Consider the following 24,865-nt stretch of genomic DNA (forward strand, 5'->3'; position numbering starts at 1 on the left):
CGGCGTCAGTTCGCCTCGGGCGCGAGCTGGTCGAACGCTGCGCGGAGTTCCCGCTCGTCGGGCAGCGCGTAGATGTCGCAGGTGAACGTCTCGTCCGGCGTCGCGATCGCCGAGTCGATGAGGAACGCGTAATCCTGCGTCCGGGCGAGCTCCGTCACCAGCGGGTCCACGATCGCCGAAGCGATGTCGTCGACGTACCGCGGCGGCGAGATCTCGATCGTCGTCTCCAGGGCGTTCGCCCAGCCGTCGAGGAACCCGGAGGTGACGATGTTACCGATCTCCTGTAAGGCGCTCTTTCGCATCGCCGGGTCCGACTCCATCCCCGGCATCAGGGCGTCGGCGACGCTCTCGGCGGACTCGGGGTCGAAGAGGATGGCGATGTATCCGGACGGCGTTCCGCTGAACTCCAAGACGACGCCGCGTCTGGCGTCGTCGGTCAGTTCCATCGGCACGCCTTCGACCGGAACGAAGCTCAACCGGCTCACGTCGACGTTCGTCTCGATCCCGGTCATCGCCGTGAGGTCTTCAGACGCCTGTCCCGCGCCCTCGGAGATCATCTGCGAGAACGAGGTGAACGTCTCGACGGGGATCGCATCGTCCGCGTCGCCGGCTACGTCGACGATCGTCTCGACGGACGCCTGCGTCGGGAGCATATAGATGTAGAACCCCGCCTCCTCGTCCACCGTTTCGAGGTGGTTTCGGAACGCGAGGACGTGATCGGAGTCGATCGCGGCCGTGGACCCGTCGAGAACCGCGGCGTCGGTCGCTCCGCCCCCGATGTCGGTGGAACCGTCCGGGGTGTCCGCAGCTCCGACGACGTCCTGCAGCGAGCGTCCGGCGTCCAGTTCGACGTACGTCGGGGTGGTGATGTCGATCGAATCCCCGAGGAAGTCGGCCCAGCCGTCGATGAACCCGCCGAGCATGATGTTTCCGAGCTCTTTCAGCCCGCTCGTCGCCAGGTCGCTGTTCGGGTCGTCGGACGCGCCGGGGACGAGCGCGTCGACGAGCGAGACGGCGCGATCGCGGTCGAAGGCGAGGACGGTGTGGCCCTCGATCGCACCCGAGAAACCGATGTGAACCGAGACGAGATCACGCTCGCGGAACTCCCGTTCGACGTCGTCGCGGGTCGCCATCTCGACTTTCGTGACGGCGACCCGCGCGTCGAACCCGGTGAGCGTCGTGAGCGACCCCGCCGCCTCCTCGGCTCCGGAGTGGGCGAGGCGGCTGAAGGTCCGAAGCGACTGGACGTCGAGGTTCATGCTTCGACGCCCACCACGTCGTCGATGGCCTCGAGGACGTTCGGCTTCTGGAACGGTTTCGTGATGTAGCCGTCGGCCCCCGCTTCGACCGCCTGTCGCATCTTCTCTTCCTGACCGACGGAGGTGCACATAATCACCGAGGAGTCGGGATCGATCGACTTGATCTCCGAGGTCGCCTCGATGCCGTTCCGGATCGGCATCACGACGTCCATCGTGACCACGTCCGGGTCGAGTTCGCGGTAGAGTTCGACCGCCTCGACGCCGTTCTCGGCCTCGCCGACGACGTCGTGATCGTCCTCGAGTAACTGCTTCAGGAGGTTCCGCATAAACGCCGAATCGTCCACCACCAGTACGGAGCGTGCCATATCTTCCCTTCCGAGAAACGCTGTATAAACGCATCGTCCTCATTATCAGCACTGATACGAGATACGATCCGTCGAGCGCTCGAACCGCGGGGGAACCCGCGGCCGCTACTCGTCGGCCGGTATCTGAAGGCGTTCGTCCCTGAGCGCCTCGATCAGGTCCGCGATGGAGTCGTCCATCGAAAGCCCGTGCTCGCGGAGGACTGCAGCAAGAGTATTCGCAGGGTAGGTGACGGTCGTCTCCGATGCCAACAGGAGGATGCCGATCGCCTCGGCCGGCGAGGCTTCCGTATCGATCTGTTCGACGTACCAGGTGACCAGCTCCCCGAACCCCGCTGCGAGGTCGTCGGTGAACCGCTCGTGCTGGGCGACGTCACCGTCGAATGCGGCCGTGAGGGCGAACCCGTAGTCCGACCCGCTCTCGGAGACGTATCGAGCCATCTGCTGGCGAGCGAGCGTCCCCCGGTCGTCGGGCGTTCCGTCCTCGTCGGAGGCGCCCGCCTCGTCGGCCCCCTCCGTCGACGGCGCGTCGTCGTTGTCAGTCGCGACGACGTACCGACCGTCCGAGAGCTCCGCCACGCGCTCGGAACTGGTGTAATCGAGTTCGTCGGGCCGGACGACACCCTCCTCTGTCCGCGCGCTCGGCGGCGCGTCGTCGGGAGGATCCGCGGGAGCCATACCCTCGAATGCCCGCGGCGGAATAATAAGGCCATCGCAGGCGCACCCGACCGGGTGGGCGGGTCGTGCTATCAGTATCAATAGCGAAATCGAACGACCGTCACATTCACGTGATTCCGGTTAGAACGTGGCGCTGTCTATGGAGTCTGACAGGACGCTCGCCGCGCTCGGGAACGAATACAATCCCGACATCTTGCGCGCTGCCGACGAGGCCCACTCTGCACAGGAGTTCAGCGACATGCTCGACATCCCGATCGCGACGTGCTACCGCCGGATCGAGGAACTCACGGGGGCCGGACTGCTCGAGCTACACGACCGCGTCCTCTCGGACGAACACCGCCGGACGAACGTCTACCGCCGCGACATCGACGAGATCGTCATCAGTTTCGACGGCAACGATCTCAACGTCCAGGTGACAGAGCGCCCCGAAGTGAAGAACAAACTCGACGACGTCTGGCGGAAGATCTCACAGGAGTGAGGTAGCCTCCCATCGGCGGCGGCCCGGTCAGACTCGTCTGCGTTAGCGTTCTATGGGACGTCGTGGACAGTCCCGCGGCGAGGTCGAACTGATTTTGCCGACCTCCCGTCTCCGATCGTCGTCACCACTGGGGTAGTCGCCAACTCGAACAGTAGATCGGTCTCTACGTCTTCCTAAAGTCGGATATCGTGGACTTTCAGAGCCTGTTACGTCGTTATCATATCTGATATTCTACCCCGTACCATTATGTACGGTCCGTTGATTGGTCGATTTGACGGTCCCCACCTCCGACGGGGAGGCGAGCGGACCAGACTGGAGACAACACAATATGTTCGAAGAAAACGACGCCGACCGTGGTCAGGTCGGCATTGGAACGCTCATCGTGTTCATCGCGATGGTCCTCGTCGCCGCGATCGCGGCGGGCGTCCTCGTGAACACCGCCGGCTTCCTCCAAGCGACCGCGGAGGACGCGGGTCAAGAGAGCGTCGATAAGGTGACGAATAGGCTCGACGTGGTCAGTACACACGGGATTGTGAACACGTCGTCCGACGGGAGTAATACGATCGACACGCTGAATCTGACGGTTCGGATGGCGGCCGGATCGGGAAGTGTCGACATAAATTCGACGACGATCAAGTACCTGAGTGGATCGACCGCTCGGACGCTGACGAACAATCACACCGTGAGTGGACAGGACGGCCTAACGGATTTCGAGAACCTGAGTAACGACGAGTTCGCCGTGACGTCGCTCGACGACGACGACAGTTCGTTCCCGGTACTCAACGAGCAGTCGGATCGCTACGAAATCCGGATCGACACGTCGACCGTGGAGGGACCGGGAGTCAACGGGACCTCGACCGGCGATACGGTGAAACTCGATGTTACCACGCGCAGCGGCGGGACGACGCAGGTCATCCTGACGATGCCCCAACAGCTCGCTGGCAAGGACGACGGTGACCCGGTCCCCCTCTAAGGTGATTGCTAATGTTTGAAATCTTTAACAAAGACGAACGCGGTCAAGTCGGTATCGGCACGCTCATCGTGTTCATCGCGATGGTCCTCGTCGCCGCGATCGCGGCGGGCGTCCTCGTGAACACCGCCGGCTTCCTCCAAGCGACTGCGGAGGACGCGGGTCAAGAGAGCGTCAACAAGGTCACGAACCGGGTCGACGTCGTGAATACTCACGGTCAGGTCCAAGACTCGTCGATCGAGAACATCACGATGACTGTCAGACTCGCCGCCGGGTCCGGGGCGGTCGATATGAACGAGACTTCGATCAAGTATATCAGCGACGAAACGGTTCAGACGCTGACGAACACAACGGCGGGAGCGGCTAAAGGAAACGCAGATGACACTAACTTTGCCCTGACGAAGATTACCGACGATGATGGCTCGTTCGGCGTTCTCAACAGCCAGGAGGACCGCTACAACGTCCACATCAACGCCACTGCCATCGAAGGTAGTAGCGGGCTCGATACGGGCGAACAGGTTCGTCTCGACATCACGAGCCGCACTGGCGGGACGACGCAGGTTATCCTGACGATGCCCCAGCAGCTCGCTGGCAAGGACGACGGCGAACCGGTCGAGCTCTAAGCTCCGGTTACCGCCTCGAACGAATTTTCAATTTTCTCGCCGCCAAGGGCTAGCAGCAGCGCTTCCGCTGAGAGACGTACGATCGAAGCAGAGGATGATAGAGCGCCATCTGTTCGTAACTGGGTCCGAAGGAGACTACTCCAAGCCGCCGGGATCCTCTTCGCCGAACATCGGGGGCGTGTCCCCCATCATCGAGAAGCCGGCCGCCTGCTCGTAGACCTCGATGCCGCCCTCGTCGATTTCGAGGGGAAACATCGAGTTCTTGATCGGCTGTTTGCGCATCTTCGCGACCCAGATGTATCGGTTCGACGTCGAGCCAGCGGGTGACTGGATGAGGTAGATGTTCCCGTCGGTGAGGAAGTTCTCCAGGCCGATCTCGGTGTCGGGGAAGACCGCCGACTGCTCCATCGTCAGGATCGAGGTGAGCCCGCTGTCTTTCAGGATGTCGATGAACTTGAGGAGGTACTGCCGCTGTTCCTGCTCGTTCTCGAAGAAGAGCTGAAACATCGTCAGCGAGTCGAGGACGAGTCGGTCGTACTGGGTGTCCTGGAGGTCGTCGAGAATCGTATCGAGCGTCGAGGAGAAGTCGCCGCTACGGAGCAGCGTCCGCTTGTCGTACACCTTGATCTGACCCGATTCGACGAACTCGTCCCAGCGGTCGAAGCCGATCGATTCGGCGGCCTCGCTGATGTCGTCTTTCGTCTCCTCGAAGGTGAGGTAGATCCCGCCCTCGTCGAACATCTCGACGCCGTTGTAGAGGTACTGGAGCCCGAGGATGCTCTTTCCGGTGCCGGGGTTGCCGCTGACGAGCACGGCAGCGTTCTTGACGATTCCCCCGTTGAGGATCGAATCGAGGCCCTCGATTCCGGTCTTGACGAATTCTGGCATACCTGTGATCACTTCCTGTCGAGTGTTGGCTACGAGGTCGGTCCCGCACGCGGATAATACTTCGCACCCGGGGAGAACAGCCCCGGTCGTCGCGTTTGCAGCCCTCGTCGGATGCGATCGCCAGAGGAAGTGATGATGCGATCACCGGAGAAAGTGATAGATGATCGAATGCGATAGTAGCACCACTTGCAGTCGAGGACCGGAATTCCGGATGCTGTACTGGCTGGCGTACCTCGACTGAGCGATGCGGTTTCTGCCGTCGCGGTTCTCTATCACGAGCGATAATTTGGAGCGAACCTTCTTGTACCGAAGACTGGACAGTTAGGCCAATGATACCTGTTCCACCGAGACCGGACGACCGGACCGGTCGGACCACGCGGTCGGCGCGGCCCACAGAGCGTCGTGACGCGCCGTGGCGACCGCGTCCGACGACGAGTGGCCGGTGCAGGGGTGACAGGAGGGGACACGGATGGGCGTGATGGACTGGATGGACGGCGACGGGGGCGACGAGTCCGATCCCGTCGCGACCGACGGGCTCGGATTCGACGAGGACCTCGACGGCGAGATGGGAGATCTCGACGGTGAGATGGACGACCTCGACGGGGAGATGGGAGGGATGGACGACTTCGGCGACGATATGGGCGGTTTTGACGATGGCGGAGACTTCGGCGGTGGCGACGTCGACCCCGACACGATCGCCGATATGGAGGATCGGATCTCCGAACTCGAAAACCAGGTCAGTTCGATCTCCTCGGAGATGAACACGGTCCGCGAGGAGAACAAGCAGATCGGCGAGACCGTCGAGGAACTCGACGAGACGATCCGGAAGCTCCTCGACATCTACGAGATGGTCACTCGCGGGATCAACCCCTTCGTCGACGACGCCCGCGAGATGGGCGGTCTGGAGGGAGACGGCGCCTTCGGCCTCTTCGAGATGGAAGAGGAGACCGAGGACGACCTCGATTCGGAAGTCGCGAGCGCGGACGCCGAGTCGTTCTTCGACGAGGACTTCGGCGACCTCGACGACGAGCAGAACGAGGCCGAACTCGCGGCGGAAGACGAACTCGCCGAGGAGGAACACGAAGATCCCGCGATGGAACTCGACGACGGTGGGGACGGAGAGGAAGAGGCCGCGAGCGGCGGTGCCAGCTTCGACGATCTGAAGGCCGAGTACGAGGAGAACGAGGGCTGGGACGACGTCGAAGGAGAGGGCGCCGAAGGAGACGTCGACGAAGAGGCCGACCTCGATGAGGAAGAAGACGTCGACGGAGAAGCAGACGTCGCCGGCGGAGCGGACCTCGACGACGCCGAGGAACGACCCGGCGAAGAACCGACCGGCGAATCGGTCGACGCGTTCGACGAGGCGGCCGGGGAAGCCGACACCGACGAGGCGCTGTTCGACGCCGACGAGGCCGGCGAGACGGACGGGACGGCCGACAGGACTGCGGCGTCAGAGGGGTCCCGAGGAGCGGACAGGGCCGTCGGAGCCCCCGGGACGTCGACCGGCGCGGAGGACGCCTACCTGTCGGCGCTCCCGGCGCGGTACACCGCCGAATCGGTCGTCCTGGAGTGGACACGATTCCTCGTCGAGACCGGCGGGGCGATCGGTGCCGCGCGGGCGCTCCGACAGTACCGGTCGCAGGGCTGGATCACCCGGGAGGTCGAACGGACGATGAGCGAGCACGTCCGTAACGCCGCCACCGCGGGCGAGACAGAGCAGCCGCAGGACCTCCGCGTCGAACACCACAAAGAGAGCCTGACGTACATCAGCCGTCTCGCGGGCGACGTCGCCGAACGGGGCTCGGCGGGCGGCCGGACGCAGTCCGGTCACGTCGACGAAGCGCGGCTCCTCGAAGAGCTATCGGCGCTCGGAGGTGGTGCTCGTGGGATTCGGCGTTAGCGGGTCGACGGCGGTCATCTTCCTCGGGGTCCTGATCGCGTCGGGGACGCTGTACACGGCGGCGGCCGGCAGCGCAGAACAGCTCTCGGAGGCCCGCGACGAGAACAGCGAGGACCTCCTCGACCGTCGGAACACGGACGTGCAGATCGACCGGGTCCGCTATCACAACGACAGCGACACCGTCGAAATCAACGTCACGAACGCGGGGACGACGACGCTCGCGGTGAACGGAACGAGCGTTCTGGTCGACAACGAATACGAACCGTCGGCGTCGACGGCGGTCGAGGGGGATACAGAGACCGACGTCTGGGGTGGCGGCCGAACGCTCGTCATCAACGTCAGCGACGTCACCGCCGAACCCGACCGCGTGAAGGTGGTCGCCGAGAACGGCGTCGCAGACAGCAACTCGACGGTCGAGGTGATCTGAGTGGCCGACGTCTCCGTGCCGAGTCTGATCCTGTTCATCGCGAGCATCGTCATCGCCGCCGGCGTCGCGGGCGTCCTCATCGACACCGTGACCGGAATCAGCGGCGCGCTCGACGACCGCGGCGCGGACGTCGCAGAGAACATCCGAACCGACGTGGAGATCATAAGCAGCGCCGAGAGTAGCGTGTACAACGAGACGGAGGGAACGGTCACCCTCTATGTGAAGAACACCGGGCGTCGGACGTTGCCGGCGACCGGCGAGACCTTCGACGTCATCGTCGACGCCCAGTACCGGACGAACGTCTCCGTCTCGATCGCAGACGGCAGCGACGAGTGGACGCCTCACGGCGTCGTCGAGGTTCAGATCGGCGACCTGTCTCTCAACGACGGCGACCACCGTGTCACGCTGACCGTCGACGGCGACGAGGAGATATTCAGGTTCAACGTATGAGCACGAACCACTACCCGATCGGGCTGAAAGAACACGACCGCCTCCAGAAGGAACTCGGCGGGGGCATCCCGAAGGGATCGATCGTCCTCATCGAGGGCGACTACGGGGCCGGAAAGAGCGTGCTCTCCCAGCGGTTCACCTACGGCTTCACGCAGGAGAACGTCGTCACGACGCTCGTCTCGACGGAGCTGGGCGTCCGCGGGTTCCTCGATCAGATGCACTCGCTCACGTACGACGTCGTGAAGCCGTTGCTCGACGAGGAGATCCTCTTCATCCCCGCCGAGATCGACGCCTCCGGCACGCTGACCGGGAGCGGCGAGGACGACGAGCGGAAGGACCTCCTCCGGCGGATGATGGAGGCCGAGACGATGTGGGACGCCGACGCGATCATCATCGACACCTTCGATGCGATCCTCCGCAACGACCCCAAGTTCGAGGCGCTGGTTCGCCAGAACGAGGAGCGGCAGGCCGCCCTGGAGATCATCTCCTTCTTCAGGGATCTGACCACGAAGGGAAAGACCATCGTGCTGACCGTCGACCCCTCGACCGTCGACGACGAGGCGATCGGTCCCTTCCGTTCGATCGCCGACGTCTATCTCCAACTGGAGATGGTGGAGGTCGGCAACGACGTCCGGCGGAACATCTTCGTCAAACGGTTCGCCGGGATGGGCGAACAGGTCGGTGACCGCGTGGGGTTCTCGGTCCGCTCGGGGATCGGGATCGTCATCGAGTCCAGGAGCGTGGCGTAATGGCGACCGAACACGGCTCCGCGAAGATCGGCAACGATCTGAAGCAGCACGCGGGTCGGTGGCGACACCTCCGCGAGCACCTCAAGCGCTTCCGGCAGATCACCGGCGAGTTCCCGATGTACGTCGACGACCCCGACGGCTACGAGTCGCGCCGGCCGAACATCCTCTATCACCTCGGCGGACCGGTCTACTGTCAGGTGTACGGGAACTTCGGGGAGACGACGAAGTACTACACCATCGAGCCGGAACTGGACGGCCCCGAGCGCGACATCTTCGGGCAGGTGAAGGACAAACTCCTGGAACGGTCCGTCACAAAGCCCGCGCCGGCCGAGGAGAACGAGTACGAGGATCGGATCAGGGAGCTGCTCGAGGAGATCGTCGTCCTCGAAAACGAGCGTAACGGCCGGCTGGCCGAACTCGTCCAGCGACTGGAACTCGGGCCGCTCGAAGTGAGCGAGCAGACCTACGAGAAGGTCCAGTATCGACTCGTCCGCGACATCGTCGGGCTGGGCCCCCTCGAACCGATTATGCGCGACCCCGCGAACGAGGACATCCACGTCATCGGGCCGAACCAGGTCGACGTCGACCACGGCGAGTTCGGACTGCTCGAAACCACCGTCGAGTTCGACTCCGAGGAGCAGTACGACAACTGGCTCCGAAACATGGGCGAACGGATCGGCGATCCGGTCTCCGACGCGCACCCGATCGTGGACTCGACGCTCCCCGACGGGTCGCGTATCAACATCATCTACTCCGACGACGTCTCGCTGAAGGGCTCTTCGCTCACGATCCGCCAGGGCGACGACGTGCCGCTGTCGATCTTCCAGATCGCGAAGTGGGGGACGCTCTCGCCGGAGCTGTGTGCGTACCTCTGGATCGCCTTGGAGAACGAGCGGACGATCTTCGTCGTCGGGGAGACGGCCTCGGGGAAGACGACGACGCTCAACGCGATCACGTCGTTCATCCCCCGCGACTCGAAGATATACACGGCCGAAGACACCGCCGAGGTGCTGCCGCCGCACAACACCTGGCAGCAGCTCCTGACGCGGGAGGGCCGCGGTGCGGACTCGGAGGTCGACATGTTCGACCTCGTCGCGGCCGCGCTCCGGTCTCGACCGGACTACATCATCGTGGGGGAGGTCCGCGGCGAGGAGGGGCGGATGGCGTTCCAGGCCGCCCAGACCGGCCACCCGGTGATGCTGACGTTCCACGCCTCCGACATCGTCTCGATGATCCAGCGGTTCACCGGGGACCCGATCAACGTCCCCGAGACGTTCATGTCGAACGCCGACATCGCGCTGTTCCAGAACCGCGTCAAGCGCGGGAACGAGACCCTGCGTCGGGTCACCTCGGTGCAGGAGATCGAGGGATACTCGAAGGAGATGGGCGGGGTCGTCACCCGCGAGGCGTTCTACTGGGACCCCGTGGAGGACGAGATCGTCTTCCAGGGACGGAACAACTCCTACATCATGGAGGAGAAGATCGCGACGCTGCTCGGCTACGACGACACGCGGAAGATCTACGAGGACATCAAGTTCCGCACGGAGATCATCGAACGGGCGATCCAGGAGAACATCGTGGGTTACCACGAGGTCAACGAGTTCATCGAGGACTTCCAGCGCGACGGGACGGAGGGAATCCCGTTCGACATCACGAGGGTCGACTGATGAGCGCGAACGAGGGATTCGGGAGCGACGGAACGCAGACGCAATGAACCATCCGCGGAGGAACAGATGAGCGAGACCAACGTCGACGCGGGACTGAAGGCACAAAAGCAGCAGTTCCGAGAGTTCGTCTCGTCCGTGCTGGACGCCTACGAGCAGATGCCGATGGAGAATCGGAAGTACGCCCTCACGGTCCTCGCGCCGAGCGTCCTCCTGTTCGTCCTCGGCGTCGTCGGCGCGATCGCGCTCCCGCTCCCGGTGCTGGTTCGGATCCCGATCTTCCTCCTGGGGCTTTTGTTGTTGGTCGGCGGGGTGCTCTACCCGCGACTGCTCGTCGAGGAGCAGCGCCGGGGGCTGGAGAACCAACTCCACCTCGTCATCACCCACCTGACGGTGTTGTCGACAACGAACATCGACCGCGTCGCGGTGTTCAGACAGCTCGGTCGTGAGGAGGAGTACGGCGAACTCGCCGTCGAGATGCGCCGCATCACCGAACTGGTCGACACGTGGAACCAGTCGCTCGACGACGCCCTCCAGCGGCGGGCGCGGGCGGTTCCCTCCCGCGAACTCGGCGACTTCCTCGACCGGCTGGCGTACTCGCTGAACGCCGGCCAGCACCTCGACGACTTCCTGCTCGGCGAACAGCGGACCATCATCGAAAAGTACGTCACCGTCTACGAGGGCGCGCTCGGAAACCTGGAGGTGATGAAGGACCTCTATCTCTCGATGATCCTCTCGATGACGTTCGCGATCATCAACGCGATCGTGCTCCCGATCCTCACGGGGACCGATGCGACGATGACCATCGCGGCCGTCATCGTGCTCTTCGTCTTCGTCCAGTTGGGGTTCTACTACGTCATCAAGACGATGTCGCCGTACGACCCGCTGTGGTACCAGCAGGACGACTACCGGACGAAGATCGACCGGCAGATCGACATCGCGCTCTACGGGTCGGTCGGGTTGAGCGTCGTGTTCGTCGGCGTGCTCGGGCTCGGTGTCGCGGGGTGGACCGCGATCGGGCAGACGGTCCAGCGCGTGATGCTCGATGCGCCGGTCCCGCTCCTGATCGCGACGCCGCTCACGCCGCTTGCGATCCCCGGGCTCGTGGCCCGACACCACGAGAACCACGTCAAGGAACGCGACGAGGAGTATCCGGGCTTCATCCGCGCGCTCGGCGCCTCCGAGAGCGCGAAGCAGTCGACCACGCGCGCCGTGTTGCAGACGCTCCGCGAGAAGGACTTCGGCGTGCTCTCCCGGGAGATCGACCGCCTCTACGTCCGGCTGAACATGCGGGTCGGGCCGGACCGGTCGTGGTTCTTCTTCACCGCCGAGACGAGTTCGTATCTCATCCAGAAGTTCTCCGAGATGTATCTGGTCGGCCGGCAGATGGGCGGCGAGCCGAAACAGCTCGGCGAACTCATTTCGGACAATATGAACGAAGTACTCAAGCTCCGCCGACAGCGCCAGCAGGCGACGGTGACGCTCATCGGCGTGCTCTACGGCATCACCGCGTCGGCCTCGTTCGCGTTCTTCATCGGCCTGGAGGTCGTCGAGATCCTCGCGACGTTCTCTTCGAGTATGAACCTCGCGCAGTTCGAGTTCGGACAGCTCATCTACGCCGGCGTCTACGACATCCCGATCATCGAGTACCTGCTCTCGCTCATCATCCTGTTCAACGCCCTGCTGTCGGCGCTGATGATCCGGATGGTCGACGGCGGGCACAAGGTGAACGCCTACCTGCACTTCGTGGTCCTCGTGTGGATCGGGTGTGGGAGCGCCGTGCTGACGTCGTCGCTGGCAGGAGGGTTGATCAGCGTATGACGAGAGGGGGCTCAGACAACCGTGAGAGAGACCGGGGTAGCGACCGGCGGTCCGACGGCTCCGAGCACGGCGACGTGGCCGAACAGCGCTCGGAACTGCTCGAAGCGTACCGGGAACGGTCGGGCGCCGAGGGCGACTCGGCGTCGGGATCGAAGGCGCACTCGAACGGGACGTCGGAGACGTCGCGGGAGGCCGGCAACGGCGAGTCGATCGTCGTCGACTTCGTCGCGAACTTCGTCGCCGGCGGCGACGCCGCGTTCGATCCGGTGAAGGGGCGGGTCCTGATGAGCGAACGTCGCCTCGTGCTCGCGACGTCGAAGACGAAGACGACGATCCCGATCCCGTCGATCTACGACATCGCCGTCGGGCAGGTGCCCCCCGAGGTCGAGGAGTTCTTCGACTACACCGTGATGGTCGGCTACGTCGACGGCGACTACCGCCGGTCGACCGTCATCGGCGGGGGCAGAGAGACGATCGAGAAGTTCTCGCTGCTTCTCTTCCGGGCGACGCTCAACGGCTCGACCGCGCTCGTCACCCACCCCGCGAAGGTCGGAGGCCGCGTGATGGACTCGCCGAAGCAGAAGACGGGGCTCCACCTCGACTACGAGTCGGTGACGTTCCCCGGGAGCGACGTGTCCACGGCCGAGGACGGCCCGTTCTCGATCGACCTCGCGTCGGTCATCTTCTTCGAGGTGATGGAGCGATCGACCGACGACGGGGAGACGCGGCTTGTCCTCTCGGTCCAGCACGTCGAGAACGGCCAGACGGTCACCTCCGAGATCTCGATGACGTCGCGGCGGAAGATGAACATCCTCGGGCGGTATCTCAGACTGATCTACCACTGGATCAAGAGCGACGTCCGCGACGTCGAAGTCGACGAGTCCGAACTGGAGGTGCTCGTCGGCCTGTACTCGACGGCCGAGGAGATCGATCTGGCGTCGCTGCTCGACATCGGCGAGGCCGAACTGGACGCGCGGCTGGAGTCGCTCCACGAGGACGACCTCATCACCGACGAGAATCCGCCGGTGGATCTGACTCCCCAGGGCCGGTTCATCGTCAACGAGGAGTTCGAGGACATCAACGTCTGATAATTACTCTCACGTTTCACCGCCGAACGCCACCCCAGTTGCCGGCGCTCGGCGATACGAGACGAGAGTAATCGATATGAAGCGGGCTCAGTCGGCGACGGCCCGCGGAATCAGCGCATGTCGTCGAGCGCCACGAACGCGTCGGCGTCGGCCGAGAGCCAGGCCTCGATCCGTTCACAGCAGCTCTCGCGCCGGGGATAGATCGTGCACCGGTCCGGTCGTTCCTCGTAGCGAACGACGACGCTCCGAAGCTCGAAGCGTCGTGAACGCCGGGTCGCGCCGCTGTCTTCGACACTGGCTGCCGGAACGCGGTTCTCGGGATCGCGGGGCGAATCGGACATCTCAGTCCACAGTCGGTATTCGACGTCGACCTACTAAACCGCTGCCGTTGGCGGGCAAGTTCCGCCGTCAGGGACGGAATCAAGTGGTCGCACGCGCCGCCGTGTGTCGACGTCCGGCTGGCAGAGGCGAATGGACGGAGTAAAGTGATCCCACGTGCCACCCACTCCAAGAGATGGTAGATCCGACCTCCGACCTCGGAGAGGACGTTGACGAAGCCGACGCGCCGTCGTGTGCGAGCTGCGGATCGAAGATCGTGCAATCGCCGACCCACCGCGTCGTCACCTGGATCGAGGACGGAAGCGTGCAGACACGACATTTCTGTTCCGAGGAGTGTAAAGCCGAAGCGGACGACGCGTGGTAGGCGAGTCGGCGTTCGCCTCGTCGCCGCTGTGACCGCTGCCGGCGGGTTGCTGTCGGAGTGACCGCTGCCGGTGAGTTGCCGCCGGAGTGATCGCCGTCGCTGCCACTGTTTCGACTCGCCGTCGCCGATCGCCTCCGGCCGACCTCAGCGTTCTTCGACACCGGACCAGAATCGGTCGACGCCGTAGCCGAGCATGTCCGGGCTCACCGGGTCGAACTCCGCGCGTTCGGGCTCCGAGAGGTACTCGCGGACGCTGTCCCACGAGGCCCTGGCGTACCGCGCGTCGACGAGGGCGCGGACGCCGACCTCCTCGGGGCCGCGGATGACGCGGCCGATCGCCTGTCTGGCCTTCCGGACCGCCGGCACGGTGAGCGCCGTCTCGAAGCCGCTTCGCCCGCCCTGGCCGTCCGAACCGAACCGGCGGTCGTACGCCGTCTTCAACGCGCGCGTCCGCGGACTCGACGTGTCGATGATCGGAACGCCGCAGACGACGGCGGCGGCGAGCCTGTCGCCGCGGTAGTCGACCCCCTCGGTGAGCGTGCCGCGGAGGCTCGTCACCAGGACCTTGGCGTCGCCGCCGAAGAACTCAGACTTCAGCGACTCCGTGGCGTCGTCGCCGGAAGACTCGTCGAGGAGGACGGGTCGGCCGAGGCGTTCCGACAGCGACTCGGCCATCCACGCCGCCTCCGCGTAGTTCGGCATCCCGACGAGGACGTTCCCCGGCGACCGCGCGATCTCGCAGACGGCGTCGACGTGTGCGCGCCGCGTGGGGTTCGCCTCGCCCCGTCCGCCGCGGTTCTCGTGGGTGAACTTCGGGACGTCGACCGCGAACGACGCGCGGTTCTCCGGCGGGAACGAGAGCCCGTAAGTCCGTTCCTCGACGGGTCGCCCCGACTCCGCCAGCGCGTCCAGTCCCGTCACCTCGCGGAGGACGTCCATCGGTTCCAGCGTCGCCGACATCAAGACGCCGCCGCCGAACTCGCCGAGCCGCTCGGCGATCGCCTCGCCCGGCACGCAGTTGTGTAGCGCGAGTCGGGCGTTGTAGGCGCGTCGCCAGGTGTTCTCCCGCGCGGTCTCGTCCCACGTCCGCTCCAGTTCGATCTCTCTGAAGTACGCCACGTGGTCGGTTCGCGCCCAGTTCGCGAGGGTCCGCCCGACGGCCAGCGCGGCCCGTCGGACGTCGTCGTCTTCGGCCTCGTTCAGGATCCGGGCGACGACGGCACCGACGGACTCCGCGCGGAGCCAGGTCGCCTCGTCGTGGCCGGCGTCCGCGGCCCACTCGGTCAGTTCGTCGACCGCGGGTTCTGCCGGATCTCGGAGGGGGATCTCGTCGTCGTCGAGCCGCGAGAGGTCCGCGCGCCAGTCCGGGCGCGTCCGGTCGAGGTGCGCCCGCACGCGGCGGTCGAGTTCCGAGCGGAGCTCGGAGACGAACTCCCGCGTCTCGCGGAGTTCGCGAAGCGTCACGTCCGCGTCTTCGAGTTCCCCGCGGACGAGGTCGGCGTCGGCGTTCGCGGGGGCGTCTTCGCCGTCGCCGGCGGCGGTGTCCTTTCCGGCTGCCTCGAACTCGACGGGCTGGAGCACGCGGGTCAGTTCGTTCTCCGCGTCGCGGAGCGTCGCGTCGCCGACGCCGTCGCTCACGAGGTCGCGCACGCGCGGTTCGAGCATATGGGCCTCGTCGCAGACGACGAACGTCTCCTCGTCGACGATCGCGCCGGTGAACGAGCCAACGGTCGTCGGGTCGAAGGCGTGGTAGTAGTTCCCCAGGACCACTTCGACGTGCGGCAGGACCGCGCCCATCACCGAGTGCGGACACGTGCCGTACCCCGCGCTCAGCCGGACGAGTTCCTCGGGCGCGATGTGGCCGTGCTCGGTCAGATCGAAGGGGACCGCCTCGATCGGATCGCCGTCCTCCGGCACGTCGTCGAGGAACGTCGCGTAGAAGGGGCAGTACTCGGTGTCGCCGTACTCGGCCGTCTCCGGGAGGTACGGGGTCGGTTCGCCCGCAGTGGAAAGGTAGTCGGGCCCCTGAGTCGATCCGGAGTCCAAGAGGCCGGTCTGGGTCTCTCTGGCCTCCGAGACCAGGGTCCCGGCCGACGTCTCGCCGCCCTCACCCACCAGGTTCCTGGTCCGCTCGCGGAGGCCCTCACAGCGGTCGTACACCGTCTCGTCGTCGACGCCCGCGACGCCCTCGCGGCTGTAGGGACAGACGTCGGCCTTCCCGACGAGCGTCAGGCCCGAGACGGGCTGCCACCCCTCGGGGAGGTTCCCGTTGATCGTCTCCAGGTCCGACTCGAACTGCCGGAGTTGCTGTTTGACGCTGGTCAGGACCAGCACGCGCTCGTAGTCGGAGTCCGGATCGCGGACCCGGTCTATCCCCGCGGTGAGCGCGAGCATCGTCTTGCCGGTACCACAGGCACCCTCGACGACCAGAAAGCCGTTCTCCTCGGCGGCCTCGACGGCGGCGTCGATACCGTCGGCTTGCTCGGGATACGGCTCGTCGTGACCGAAGACGGCCTGCCAACTCACGTCTCGCAGTCGCCCCGCTGCGTTCATATCGGTGTCGGTGGATGGCCGCGGCTTCGTATGTGAACGTTCGGGCGTGAGAGAATCCGGACGAAAAGGGAGGGTTACCCGACGACTCAGTCGACGTCCGCAGAGTCGCCCACGCAGACGACGAGTGAGTCGCGCGTCGGCGCGTACACCTTCATCTCTCTCCCCTTCACCGAGTACCGGGTGTCGACGACGCGGACGAGACCGGCCTCCCGGAGGTTGTCGAGGTGGTGTCGGACGTTCTGCAGCGACGTCCCGACGCCGTCAGCGAGTTCAGAGGCGGTGGCGGGGTCGTTCTGGAGGGCCGTGAGCGTCGAGCGGGCGGTGTCGGCGGCGAGGCAGTTGATGAGCCGCGCGGCTTCGTCGTCGTCGAGCGGGAGGACACGGAGATCGCCACCATCTTCCTCGGTCGCACCTCGATCCGGTTCCGGCGGTAGCACGCCCGACATACGACGTAATTCCGCGTTCTCGGACCTAAACGTTTCGGATTTCCGACACACATCCGGTCACGCGTGATCCGATAGGTCACGCATCTCGCGGTCGTCTCGGTGATCGAGGGGACGCGGTCGCAATTACCGACCCGTCGCCTTTTAGGTCGGCTCGGACCCAACTGCCACCGATGATCACGAGCGACCGGATGGCCGCCGTCGACCGCAACGCCGAGGCGCTCTGCGTCCCGCGGAAGCAGTTGATGGAGTCGAGCGGCAACGCCGTCGCCCGCGCGGTCCGCGGCCTCGCGGACGCGGGCGCGTCCGTCACCGTCGTGGCCGGCCGGGGGAACAACGGCGGCGACGCGTTCGTCGCGGCGCGGTTCCTGGACGACTACGAGGTGTCCGTCCGCCTGCTCGGCCGCCCGGAGTCGATCGCGACCGACATCGCCCGGGAGAACTGGGAGGCGCTCCGCGCGGCGGAGTGCGACGCGGAGGCGGTGACTGACTCCGCGAACCTGGACCTCGGCGACCCCGACGTCGTCGTCGACGCGATGCTCGGAACCGGCGTGACGGGCGCGCTCCGCGAACCCGAGGCGACGGCCGCGAAGGCGGTCAACGACCTCGACGCGTCGGTGCTCTCGGTCGACGTCCCCTCCGGCGTCGACGCCGACACCGGCGAGTCCGCGGGCGTCGCCGTCGACGCCGATCGCGTGGTGACGTTCCACGACGAGAAGCCCGGCCTGTCGGCGCTCGACGCCGAGGTCACCGTCGCAGACATCGGGATCCCGGCGGCCGCAGAACGGTTCACGGGGCCGGGCGACCTGTTGGCCCTGGACCGGCCGTCACAGAGCCACAAGGGCGACTTCGGAGAGGTGCTCGTCGTCGGCGGGGGCCCCTACACCGGCGCGCCGGCGCTCGCCGCGCAGTCGGCGCTCCGCGCGGGAGCGGATCTCGTCCGCGTCGCCTGCCCCGAGGCCGTGGCCCGGGAGATCCAGGGCTACAGCGAGAACCTCATCCTCCGCCCGTACGACGGCGAGCGTCTCGCGAGCGAACACGTCGAGGACGTCCTGTCGCTCGCGGCCGACCACGACGTCGCCGTCCTGGGCCCCGGACTCGGGGATCACGAAGAGACGCTCGCGGCGGTCGCGGAGTTCCTCGAACGCTACGACGGCACGGCGGTCGTCGACGCCGACGCGCTGCAGGTGGTACCCGAAGTCGATACGGAGGCGACGCTGCTGTGCACGCCCCACCAGGGGGAGTTGCGAAAGATGGGCGGCGAGACCGACGAGGACTGGCGGACGAGAGCCGACCTCGCCTCGGAATTCGCGGCCGAACTCGGCCACGTCCTGCTCGTGAAGGGCGCCTACGACGTGATCGCCGCGGGCGACGAGACGAGGGTGAACCGGACCGGGAACCCGGGGATGACCGTCGGCGGCACCGGCGACGTCCTCGCGGGGGCGGCCGGCGCGCTGGCGTGCGTCCTCTCGCCCTTCCAGGCGGCCGCCGTCGCCGCCTACGCGAACGGCCGCGCCGGGGACGCGGCGGTGGAGGAGAACGGGTACGGCCTCCTGGCGACGGACCTGATCGATCGACTGCCCGCGGCACTTCGGAGTGACACACGATGACATCTGACGAGAACACCGACGAGACCACGGAGCACAGAGACGGGGAGGCGACCGCCTCCGAGGACGACGCCGACTCCCAACGCACGGACGGCGGCGACCGCGCCGCCGGAGACGACGACGCGGAACTCACCCACGTTGACGAGACGGGCGACGTCCAGATGGTCGACGTCGGGTCGAAGCCCGACTCGAAGCGGCGCGCGGTGGCGCGCGGCGAGATCCACCTCTCGGCGTCGACGATCGGTGCGATCCGCTCCGACGCGGTCGAAAAGGGTGACGTGCTCGCGACCGCCCGGATCGGTGCGGTGCAGGCGGTCAAACACACCTGGGAGACGATCCCGATGTGCCACCAGATCCCGATCACGAACGTCGACACCGACTTCGACGTCCGCGAGGAGTGCGTACGGCTCACCGTGACCGTCGAGACGACCGGCAAGACCGGCTGCGAGATGGAGGCCCTGGAGGGCGTCACGACGGGGTTGAACGTCGTCTGGGACATGGTGAAGGCCGCCGAAAAGGACGGGTCCGGACAGTATCCGGGAACGCGGATCGGCGGCGTCGAGGTCCTCACGAAGGAGAAGCGACGGGTCGACGAATCGGACTGAGCCTGCGTTCGGACTCGGCCACGGAGCGAGCCGTGAACTACGGGCTGTCGACGCTCGCCTCGGAGACGTCCCCCGATTCGGCGGACCCCGGCGGCGCGCGCACTTCGGCGGCCTTCGACCGGGCCTTCTCGACGATGGCCGGACGGGCCGAGAACTCGACGAGGACGTCCTCGCCGGTGTACTCCTCGCGCTCGACGTTGCCGTGGTCGTAGAGCCACGAGACCAGGCTCATCGCGTCGTCCGAGAGCGGCAAGAGCAGCCGTTCCTCGCGCCAGTCGGGCAGTTCGGCCTCGATCCGCGCGGTGAGTTCCTCGACGTTCTCGCCGGTGAGCCCCGAGACGGCGACGGGGTTGGGCGCGAGCGCGTCCAGCGCCGCGCGCTTCTCCGCCAGTTCGTCGTCGTCGACGCGGTCGATCTTGTTGAGGACGGTGACGATCGGCGCCTCGTTGCGCTCGTAGAGCGTGTCGTGACAGGTGACGAGCTTCTCGCGCATCTCCTCGACGGACTCGGAGGCGTCGACGACGAGCAACACGAGGTCCGCGCGGTAGACCGAGTCCAGCGTCGACTCGAAGGACTCGACGAGCCAGTGGGGGAGATCGGAGATGAACCCGACCGTGTCGGTCAGGAGGACGTCTCTGGTCCCGGTGTCCGCGCGGCGGGTCGTCGTCCCGAGCGTCGTGAACAGGCGGTCTTCGGACTCGGCGGTCGGGTCGAGGTCCGGGTGGAGGTCCTCGTTCTCGGAGACGTCGAGGTCGTCGGCGAGCTGTCGCATCAGCGTCGACTTGCCGGCGTTCGTGTAGCCCGCGAGCGCGACGAGATCGAAGCCCGATTCCCGGCGCTGCTCGCGGCGGGTCTCCTCTTTCTCGGCGATGGCGTCGAGTTCCTGCTTGATGCGGGAGATCTGCGCTTTGATGTCGCGCTCGCGGCTCTCGTCGTACTCGCCGAGCCCCATGAACCCGGGGCGCTCGTCGCGTTTCGCCAACGACGCCTTCGCCTCCGCGCGCGGGAGTTCGTAGCGCAACTCGGCGAGTTCGACCTGCAACTGCGCCTTCCGAGTGTTCGCGCGCTGGCCGAAGATCTCCAGGATGAGCGTGAAGCGGTCGATCACCTCGACGCCCTCCGGCAACTTCCCGCCGATGTTGTACGTCTGATACGGGCCCAGTCGGTTGTCGACGACGACCGCCTGGGCGTCGGTTTCTCTCACTAACGCCGCGAGTTCCTCGACTTTCCCCTCGCCGAAGTGGTAAGCGGCGTCCTCCTCGCGCGACTGCGAGAGCCGGCCGACGACGTCGTAGCCGGCCGCGCTCGCCAGGTCCGCGATCTCGGTCAGATCGGCGTCGTCGCCGCCGTCCACCCGCTTGGCGACGACGACGGGGCTCGTTCCGCTCATACGTCCACCGCGCACGCGGCGGCCTCGAAGTGGTTCACCTGCACTGTCTGAGAGGAGATACGCGGCCGAACCACTTGAACGCTACCCGCGTTGACGCGCGCAGTCCGCCCAGCCGGACTCCCGACGTCTGCCACCCCGTGTCACGAGTTCACTCAAGAATGGCACGCTATATAGGATTTAAAATCATCTATCACTCGTATTTTATAGATTAGTTTAACTTTGTTCGGCTATAAGAAAGGATACTCTATGATACGTCGTATTCGTTCGCAGTTTCTCCCACCCGACGCGACGCTTTTCGTCGCGCTCGCGACGGTCTGGGGGCTGTCGTTCGTCGCCATCGAAGCCGGACTCGCCCACGTGCCACCGCTCTTCTTTGCGGCCCTTCGCTACGCACTCGCCGGCGTGCTCGTCCTCGCGTACGCCGCGGTCACGACCGATCGCCTGCGCCCCCGCGGCCGCACGGAGTGGTTGAACGTCGCCGTCGTCGGCGGGTTCCTCGTCGGCGCGTACCACGCTCTCCTGTACCTCGGGCAGCTGTCGGTCCCCGGCCCGGTCGCCGCGGTCGTGGTGAGCCTCTCGCCCGTGCTGACCGCGGCGTTCGCGGCCGTGCTCCTCGACGACTCCCTCGACGCGGTCGCGGCCGGCGGCTTCCTGCTCGGCCTCGTCGGCGTCGCCGTCGTGGCCGACTTCGACCTCGGGAACCTCCTGACCGCCGACGTCCTCGGGATCGGACTCCTGCTCGTCGCGGCCGCGGCCTTCGCGCTCGGATCGGTGCTCTCGACGCCGCTTCGGACGACGCTCGCCGACGTGTCGATGCAGGCGTGGGCGATGCTCGTCGGCGCGGGTCTGCTCTTCGCGGGATCGATCGCTCGGGGCGAGCCTGTCGCCACCGTCGAGTGGACGACGACCGCACTCGCCGCCCTGGCGTACCTGACGCTCTTCTCGGGCGTGCTCGGCTTCCTGATCTACTTCGCGCTGCACGAGCGCGTCGGCCCCGCCGAGAGCAACCTGGTGAGCTACTTCCAGCCGATTGTCGCCGCGCTCGCGGGGTGGGCTCTCCTCGGACAGACCGTCACCGAGACCACCGTCCTCGGCTTCCTCGGCATCTTCGCCGGCTTCGTGCTCGTGAAACACGAGATCGTCCGCGAGCGGCTGGGCATAGGCGGTGCGCACTTCGCCCCGCGGAACCCGATGCTTACCTTCAGCTGCCGGGTCATCGAGCGCGGTCGCGGGCTCACCTTCGAACGCGACGTCGCCTCCGAGGACCTCTACGGGTCGACGACGAGTGGCTTCGGCCACGACGCCGACTGAGTAGGCCGTACAGCCGGTTTCACGAGCCGTTTCTTTCGGCGTTAATTCGGTGAATCAACCACCAGCTCGTGCGTGCTACTTGATCCAAGTATAGAATCCTCTGAATAGATTTTTGAACCCAATATCTGCTCCGAGTACAACAAGAACAAACAGATACGCCAGTAATGACAGGCAACTGTTTAATATTTGTGTCGTGCTTGCTGACCCTAATCCAGTCAAGAATAGAAGTGTGGCCACTCCACCGCCGAGCTTCATAAACAATACAATGAATATTATCGTATCCGGGTCAAGTGCGTCACCGATCCACCACCAAAGCAAAGCGAGCGAAATGCTGACCCAATACAACGTTACAGGTTCCCATACCATTAATAAATACACCAGAGAGATACACGTCTGAAGCTCGGCCTTCAATTCTAGCAGTTGGAGTGGTCTCCACGTTAAAAACTACCATCAATCAAATAATATTTTACGATGTGTACATACTTGCACATATGACTGATACTAATTCACCTCTCAGTACAATCAAGCAACTTGTAGACAGTTCTATCGAGAAAACAGACGACAGCGAGATCAGGTTCAAGCTCCGAACAGCTAGCCAATTAGTCGATGTTGTACAAAATCACCACGACGATCTAATAGACTCACTTGAGGACACTGACCTCGATGACGAATTACAAGAGGAACTACGGGATATGGGATATATTGAGTAAGCATCTGTCTTGAGCATCCGCGAGCGAACGGAGTGAGCGAGCGGTTCACCGACGGAGCCGTCGGAACACGGAAGAGCTCTGCTCTTCCGGAGACGGCGGAGTCGGACGTTTTTTGGTCCAGCTTTTTGCAAGGAGCGGTCGCGCGTAGCGCGACCCGACGCAGCAAAAAGGTGGGTGGATGCTACTCGTCCAGGAAGTCCGGTTCGATCCGCTTCTCGGCGTACTCGTCTTCGAGGTGCGCGCGGAACGTCTCGATCTCGACGTCCTGATCCTCCCGCTCCTTGCGGTCGCGGACCGAGATCGTCCCCGCCTCCTCCTCGTCGCCGCCGACGACGATCATGTACGGGACGCGGTCCTCCTGAGCCTCACGGATCTTCCGTCCGAGCGTCCACGAGCGGTCTTCCACCGAGACGCGGAAGTCGCCGAGTTCGTTCTTCACGCGGTGGGCGTAGCCGAGTTGGTCGTCGCTGATCGGCAGGACGCGGACCTGCTCGGGCGCGAGCCAGAACGGGAACTTCCCGTCGAAGTGCTCGATGAGCACCATAAAGAACCGCTCGTAGGAGCCATAGAGCGCGCGGTGAATCATCACCGGCCGGTGATCCTCGTTGTCCTCGCCCGTGTACGACAGCTCGAAGCGCTCGGGCATATTGAAGTCGAGTTGGACCGTCGGGCCGTCCCACTTTCGGCCCAGCGCGTCCTCGAACGCGAAGTCGATTTTGGGTCCATAGAAGGCCCCGTCGCCGGGTTCGAGGTCGTAGTCGATGCCCTGGTTTTCGAGCACGGATCGGAGCTGTGACTCGGCCTGCTCCCAGATCTCGTCGCCGCCGACGGACTTCTCCGGGCGCGTCGCTAAGGCGACGTGGGCGTCGAGGTCGAAGGTGTCGAGCACCTCGTAGATGGCCTCCATCACCTGATTCACTTCCTGCTCGATCTGCTCGGGCCGGCAGAACAGGTGACCGTCGTCGATGGTGAAAGACCAGACCCGAGAGAGCCCCGAGAGCTCGCCGCGCTGTTCCTTCCGGTACACTTTGCCGTCCTCGAAGTACCGAACCGGAAGGTCGCGGTAGGACCACGACTTCTGATCGAAGATCGTCGCGTGCCCCGGGCAGTTCATCGGCTTTAACCCATACTCCTCGTCGTTGACGTCCATCAGGAACATGTCGTCGACGTAGTTGTCGTAGTGGCCCGACTTCTTCCACAGTTCCGTCCGGAACAGGTGCGGCGTCTCGACGGGGTCGTAGCCGGCGTCCAGATTCAGCGAGCGGGCGTAGTCGCCGAGCTCGTCGAGGATCTTCTTGCCGTTGGGGTGATACAGCGGCAGCCCGGGACCGGTGACGTCGGGGATCGAGAAGAGGTCCAGTTCCTGGCCGAGCTTTCGGTGATCCCGCTCCTGGGCCTCCTCGCGGAGCGTGAGGTACTCTTCGAGGTCGGACTCGGATTCGAAGGCCGTCCCGTAGATCCGGGTCAACGTGTCCTCGTCCTCGTCGCCGCGCCAGAACGCCGAGGAGATGTTGAGCAGTTTCACCGCGCCGATGTCGCCGGTCGACTCGACGTGCGGGCCCTTACAGAGGTCCTCGAAGTCGCCTTGGGTATAAAAGGAGACGGGGTCCTCACCGGCGGCCTCGTCCTCGAGGATCTCGCGCTTGTAGCGGTTGTCCTCGTAGGTCTCGAGGGCCTCCTCGCGGGGTCGGAGTTCGCGTTCGATCGGGAGGTCCTCCTCTATGATCTCCTCCATCTCGGCCTCGATCTCCTCCAGATCTTCCGCGTCGAGGTCGACGTTCGCGACGTCGTAGTAGAACCCCTCGTCGGTCGGCGGCCCGATCGCGAGTTTCGCCTCGGGGTAGAGTCGCTGCAGCGCCTGCGCGAAGACGTGGGCCGCGGAATGTCGCAGGACGCGGAGGTACTCGTCGCTCTGGTCCGTCACGATCACGATCTCGGCGCCGTCGTGGACGGGCGCGGCCTTGTCGACGAGTTCGCCGTCGACGACGCCCGCGACGGTGTCGCGGCCGAGTCCGGGGCCGATCTCGTAGGCGACGTCCTCGACCGTCGCGTCCTCCGCGACGGAGAGTTCGGAGCCGTCGGGGAGGCGAACAACGATTTCGCTCATACGCGTTCGGAGTGCGAGCGCACGAATAAGTGTTTTCGAGTCGCCGAGCGATGTCGGGAGAAGAGCGGATCGGGGACCG

The 24,865-nt window shown here is 65.1% G+C and carries 23 protein-coding genes; 14 read left to right on the forward strand and 9 right to left on the reverse strand.

The window, feature by feature from the left end; translation table 11 throughout:
* Positions 1-5 precede the first annotated feature (5 nt).
* The 3 genes from DV707_RS11245 to DV707_RS11255 all read right to left on the reverse strand — a co-directional run bounded on the left by DV707_RS11245 (position 6) and on the right by DV707_RS11255 (position 2,299).
* The gene (locus DV707_RS11245; RefSeq protein ID WP_103991613.1) at positions 6-1,259 is read right to left on the reverse strand and encodes a chemotaxis protein CheC; all 1,254 of its coding nucleotides are present in this window, start codon (positions 1,257-1,259) and stop codon (positions 6-8) included.
* Positions 1,256-1,624: a chemotaxis protein CheY gene (cheY, locus tag DV707_RS11250; RefSeq protein ID WP_103991612.1), complete on the reverse strand. Its 369-nt coding sequence runs from the start codon at positions 1,622-1,624 to the stop codon at positions 1,256-1,258. Before cheY ends, DV707_RS11245 begins: the two co-directional genes overlap by 4 nt.
* A gap of 105 nt (positions 1,625-1,729) precedes the next feature.
* The gene (locus tag DV707_RS11255; RefSeq protein ID WP_103991611.1) at positions 1,730-2,299 is read right to left on the reverse strand and encodes a DUF7500 family protein; all 570 of its coding nucleotides are present in this window, start codon (positions 2,297-2,299) and stop codon (positions 1,730-1,732) included.
* Positions 2,300-2,438: 139 nt separating this feature from the next.
* Here DV707_RS11255 and DV707_RS11260 point away from each other — a divergent pair, with 139 nt between their 5' ends.
* From DV707_RS11260 to DV707_RS11270, 3 genes are all read left to right on the forward strand, one after another.
* Positions 2,439-2,777 carry an ArsR/SmtB family transcription factor gene (locus DV707_RS11260; protein WP_103991610.1) on the forward strand — a complete coding sequence of 113 codons (339 nt, stop codon included), beginning with the start codon at positions 2,439-2,441 and terminating at the stop codon, positions 2,775-2,777.
* A gap of 328 nt (positions 2,778-3,105) precedes the next feature.
* Complete coding sequence (locus DV707_RS11265) at positions 3,106-3,750, forward strand: archaellin/type IV pilin N-terminal domain-containing protein (RefSeq protein WP_103991609.1); 645 nt, start codon at positions 3,106-3,108, stop codon at positions 3,748-3,750.
* Positions 3,751-3,761: 11 nt separating this feature from the next.
* Positions 3,762-4,370 carry an archaellin/type IV pilin N-terminal domain-containing protein gene (locus DV707_RS11270; protein ID WP_103991608.1) on the forward strand — a complete coding sequence of 203 codons (609 nt, stop codon included), beginning with the start codon at positions 3,762-3,764 and terminating at the stop codon, positions 4,368-4,370.
* Between the two features lie 135 nt (positions 4,371-4,505).
* On the opposite strand, the gene DV707_RS11275 is transcribed toward DV707_RS11270, so the two are convergent.
* A complete protein-coding gene (locus DV707_RS11275) occupies positions 4,506-5,258 on the reverse strand; it encodes an RAD55 family ATPase (protein ID WP_103991607.1) in 753 nt (250 codons plus the stop codon).
* A gap of 469 nt (positions 5,259-5,727) precedes the next feature.
* Here DV707_RS11275 and DV707_RS11280 point away from each other — a divergent pair, with 469 nt between their 5' ends.
* The 7 genes from DV707_RS11280 to DV707_RS11310 all read left to right on the forward strand — a co-directional run bounded on the left by DV707_RS11280 (position 5,728) and on the right by DV707_RS11310 (position 13,357).
* Complete coding sequence (locus DV707_RS11280; RefSeq protein WP_103991606.1) at positions 5,728-7,158, forward strand: FlaD/FlaE family flagellar protein; 1,431 nt, start codon at positions 5,728-5,730, stop codon at positions 7,156-7,158.
* The gene (locus tag DV707_RS11285; RefSeq protein ID WP_103991982.1) at positions 7,142-7,585 is read left to right on the forward strand and encodes a fla cluster protein FlaF; all 444 of its coding nucleotides are present in this window, start codon (positions 7,142-7,144) and stop codon (positions 7,583-7,585) included. The genes DV707_RS11280 and DV707_RS11285 overlap by 17 nt, the downstream gene beginning before the upstream one ends.
* Positions 7,586-8,035: a CARDB domain-containing protein gene (locus DV707_RS11290; RefSeq protein ID WP_103991605.1), complete on the forward strand. Its 450-nt coding sequence runs from the start codon at positions 7,586-7,588 to the stop codon at positions 8,033-8,035.
* The gene (locus tag DV707_RS11295) at positions 8,032-8,784 is read left to right on the forward strand and encodes an ATPase domain-containing protein (RefSeq protein WP_103991604.1); all 753 of its coding nucleotides are present in this window, start codon (positions 8,032-8,034) and stop codon (positions 8,782-8,784) included. Before DV707_RS11290 ends, DV707_RS11295 begins: the two co-directional genes overlap by 4 nt.
* A complete protein-coding gene (locus DV707_RS11300; protein ID WP_103991603.1) occupies positions 8,784-10,451 on the forward strand; it encodes a type II/IV secretion system ATPase subunit in 1,668 nt (555 codons plus the stop codon). The genes DV707_RS11295 and DV707_RS11300 overlap by 1 nt, the downstream gene beginning before the upstream one ends.
* Before the next feature lie 66 nt (positions 10,452-10,517).
* The gene (flaJ, locus tag DV707_RS11305; RefSeq protein WP_103991602.1) at positions 10,518-12,269 is read left to right on the forward strand and encodes an archaellar assembly protein FlaJ; all 1,752 of its coding nucleotides are present in this window, start codon (positions 10,518-10,520) and stop codon (positions 12,267-12,269) included.
* On the forward strand, positions 12,266-13,357 hold the full coding sequence (locus DV707_RS11310; protein WP_103991601.1) for a CheF family chemotaxis protein: 1,092 nt from the start codon (positions 12,266-12,268) through the stop codon (positions 13,355-13,357). The genes flaJ and DV707_RS11310 overlap by 4 nt, the downstream gene beginning before the upstream one ends.
* Before the next feature lie 110 nt (positions 13,358-13,467).
* Here the strand turns inward: DV707_RS11310 and DV707_RS11315 are convergent, their stop codons facing one another.
* On the reverse strand, positions 13,468-13,698 hold the full coding sequence (locus tag DV707_RS11315) for a DUF7511 domain-containing protein (RefSeq protein WP_103991600.1): 231 nt from the start codon (positions 13,696-13,698) through the stop codon (positions 13,468-13,470).
* 173 nt (positions 13,699-13,871) lie between these two features.
* On the opposite strand from DV707_RS11315, the gene DV707_RS11320 reads away from it, so the two are divergent.
* The gene (locus DV707_RS11320) at positions 13,872-14,060 is read left to right on the forward strand and encodes a DUF7576 family protein (protein ID WP_103991599.1); all 189 of its coding nucleotides are present in this window, start codon (positions 13,872-13,874) and stop codon (positions 14,058-14,060) included.
* A gap of 144 nt (positions 14,061-14,204) precedes the next feature.
* Here DV707_RS11320 and DV707_RS11325 read toward each other — a convergent pair whose 3' ends face one another.
* Entirely contained in the window at positions 14,205-16,613 is a 2,409-nt protein-coding gene (locus DV707_RS11325) for an ATP-dependent DNA helicase (protein WP_103991598.1), read from the reverse strand.
* An 86-nt stretch (positions 16,614-16,699) separates the two neighbouring features.
* Positions 16,700-17,059 carry an ArsR/SmtB family transcription factor gene (locus DV707_RS11330; protein ID WP_103991597.1) on the reverse strand — a complete coding sequence of 120 codons (360 nt, stop codon included), beginning with the start codon at positions 17,057-17,059 and terminating at the stop codon, positions 16,700-16,702.
* A 188-nt stretch (positions 17,060-17,247) separates the two neighbouring features.
* Between DV707_RS11330 and DV707_RS11335 the strand changes: the two genes are divergently transcribed.
* Together DV707_RS11335 and moaC are read left to right on the forward strand one after the other, a co-directional pair.
* A complete protein-coding gene (locus DV707_RS11335) occupies positions 17,248-18,666 on the forward strand; it encodes an NAD(P)H-hydrate dehydratase (protein WP_200820893.1) in 1,419 nt (472 codons plus the stop codon).
* A complete protein-coding gene (gene moaC, locus DV707_RS11340; protein WP_103991595.1) occupies positions 18,663-19,268 on the forward strand; it encodes a cyclic pyranopterin monophosphate synthase MoaC in 606 nt (201 codons plus the stop codon). Before DV707_RS11335 ends, moaC begins: the two co-directional genes overlap by 4 nt.
* Positions 19,269-19,305: 37 nt before the next feature.
* On the opposite strand, the gene hflX is transcribed toward moaC, so the two are convergent.
* Entirely contained in the window at positions 19,306-20,658 is a 1,353-nt protein-coding gene (gene hflX, locus DV707_RS11345) for a GTPase HflX (protein WP_103991594.1), read from the reverse strand.
* A 246-nt stretch (positions 20,659-20,904) separates the two neighbouring features.
* Between hflX and DV707_RS11350 the strand changes: the two genes are divergently transcribed.
* Positions 20,905-21,969, forward strand: a complete 1,065-nt coding sequence (locus tag DV707_RS11350; protein ID WP_103991593.1) for a DMT family transporter — start codon at positions 20,905-20,907, stop codon at positions 21,967-21,969.
* A gap of 891 nt (positions 21,970-22,860) precedes the next feature.
* Here the strand turns inward: DV707_RS11350 and thrS are convergent.
* Positions 22,861-24,786 carry a threonine--tRNA ligase gene (thrS, locus tag DV707_RS11355; protein ID WP_103991591.1) on the reverse strand — a complete coding sequence of 642 codons (1,926 nt, stop codon included), beginning with the start codon at positions 24,784-24,786 and terminating at the stop codon, positions 22,861-22,863.
* Positions 24,787-24,865: the final 79 nt, after the last annotated feature.

This window comes from Halobellus limi (genome assembly GCF_004799685.1).
GTDB classification, from domain to species: Archaea; Halobacteriota; Halobacteria; order Halobacteriales; family Haloferacaceae; genus Haloquadratum; species Haloquadratum limi.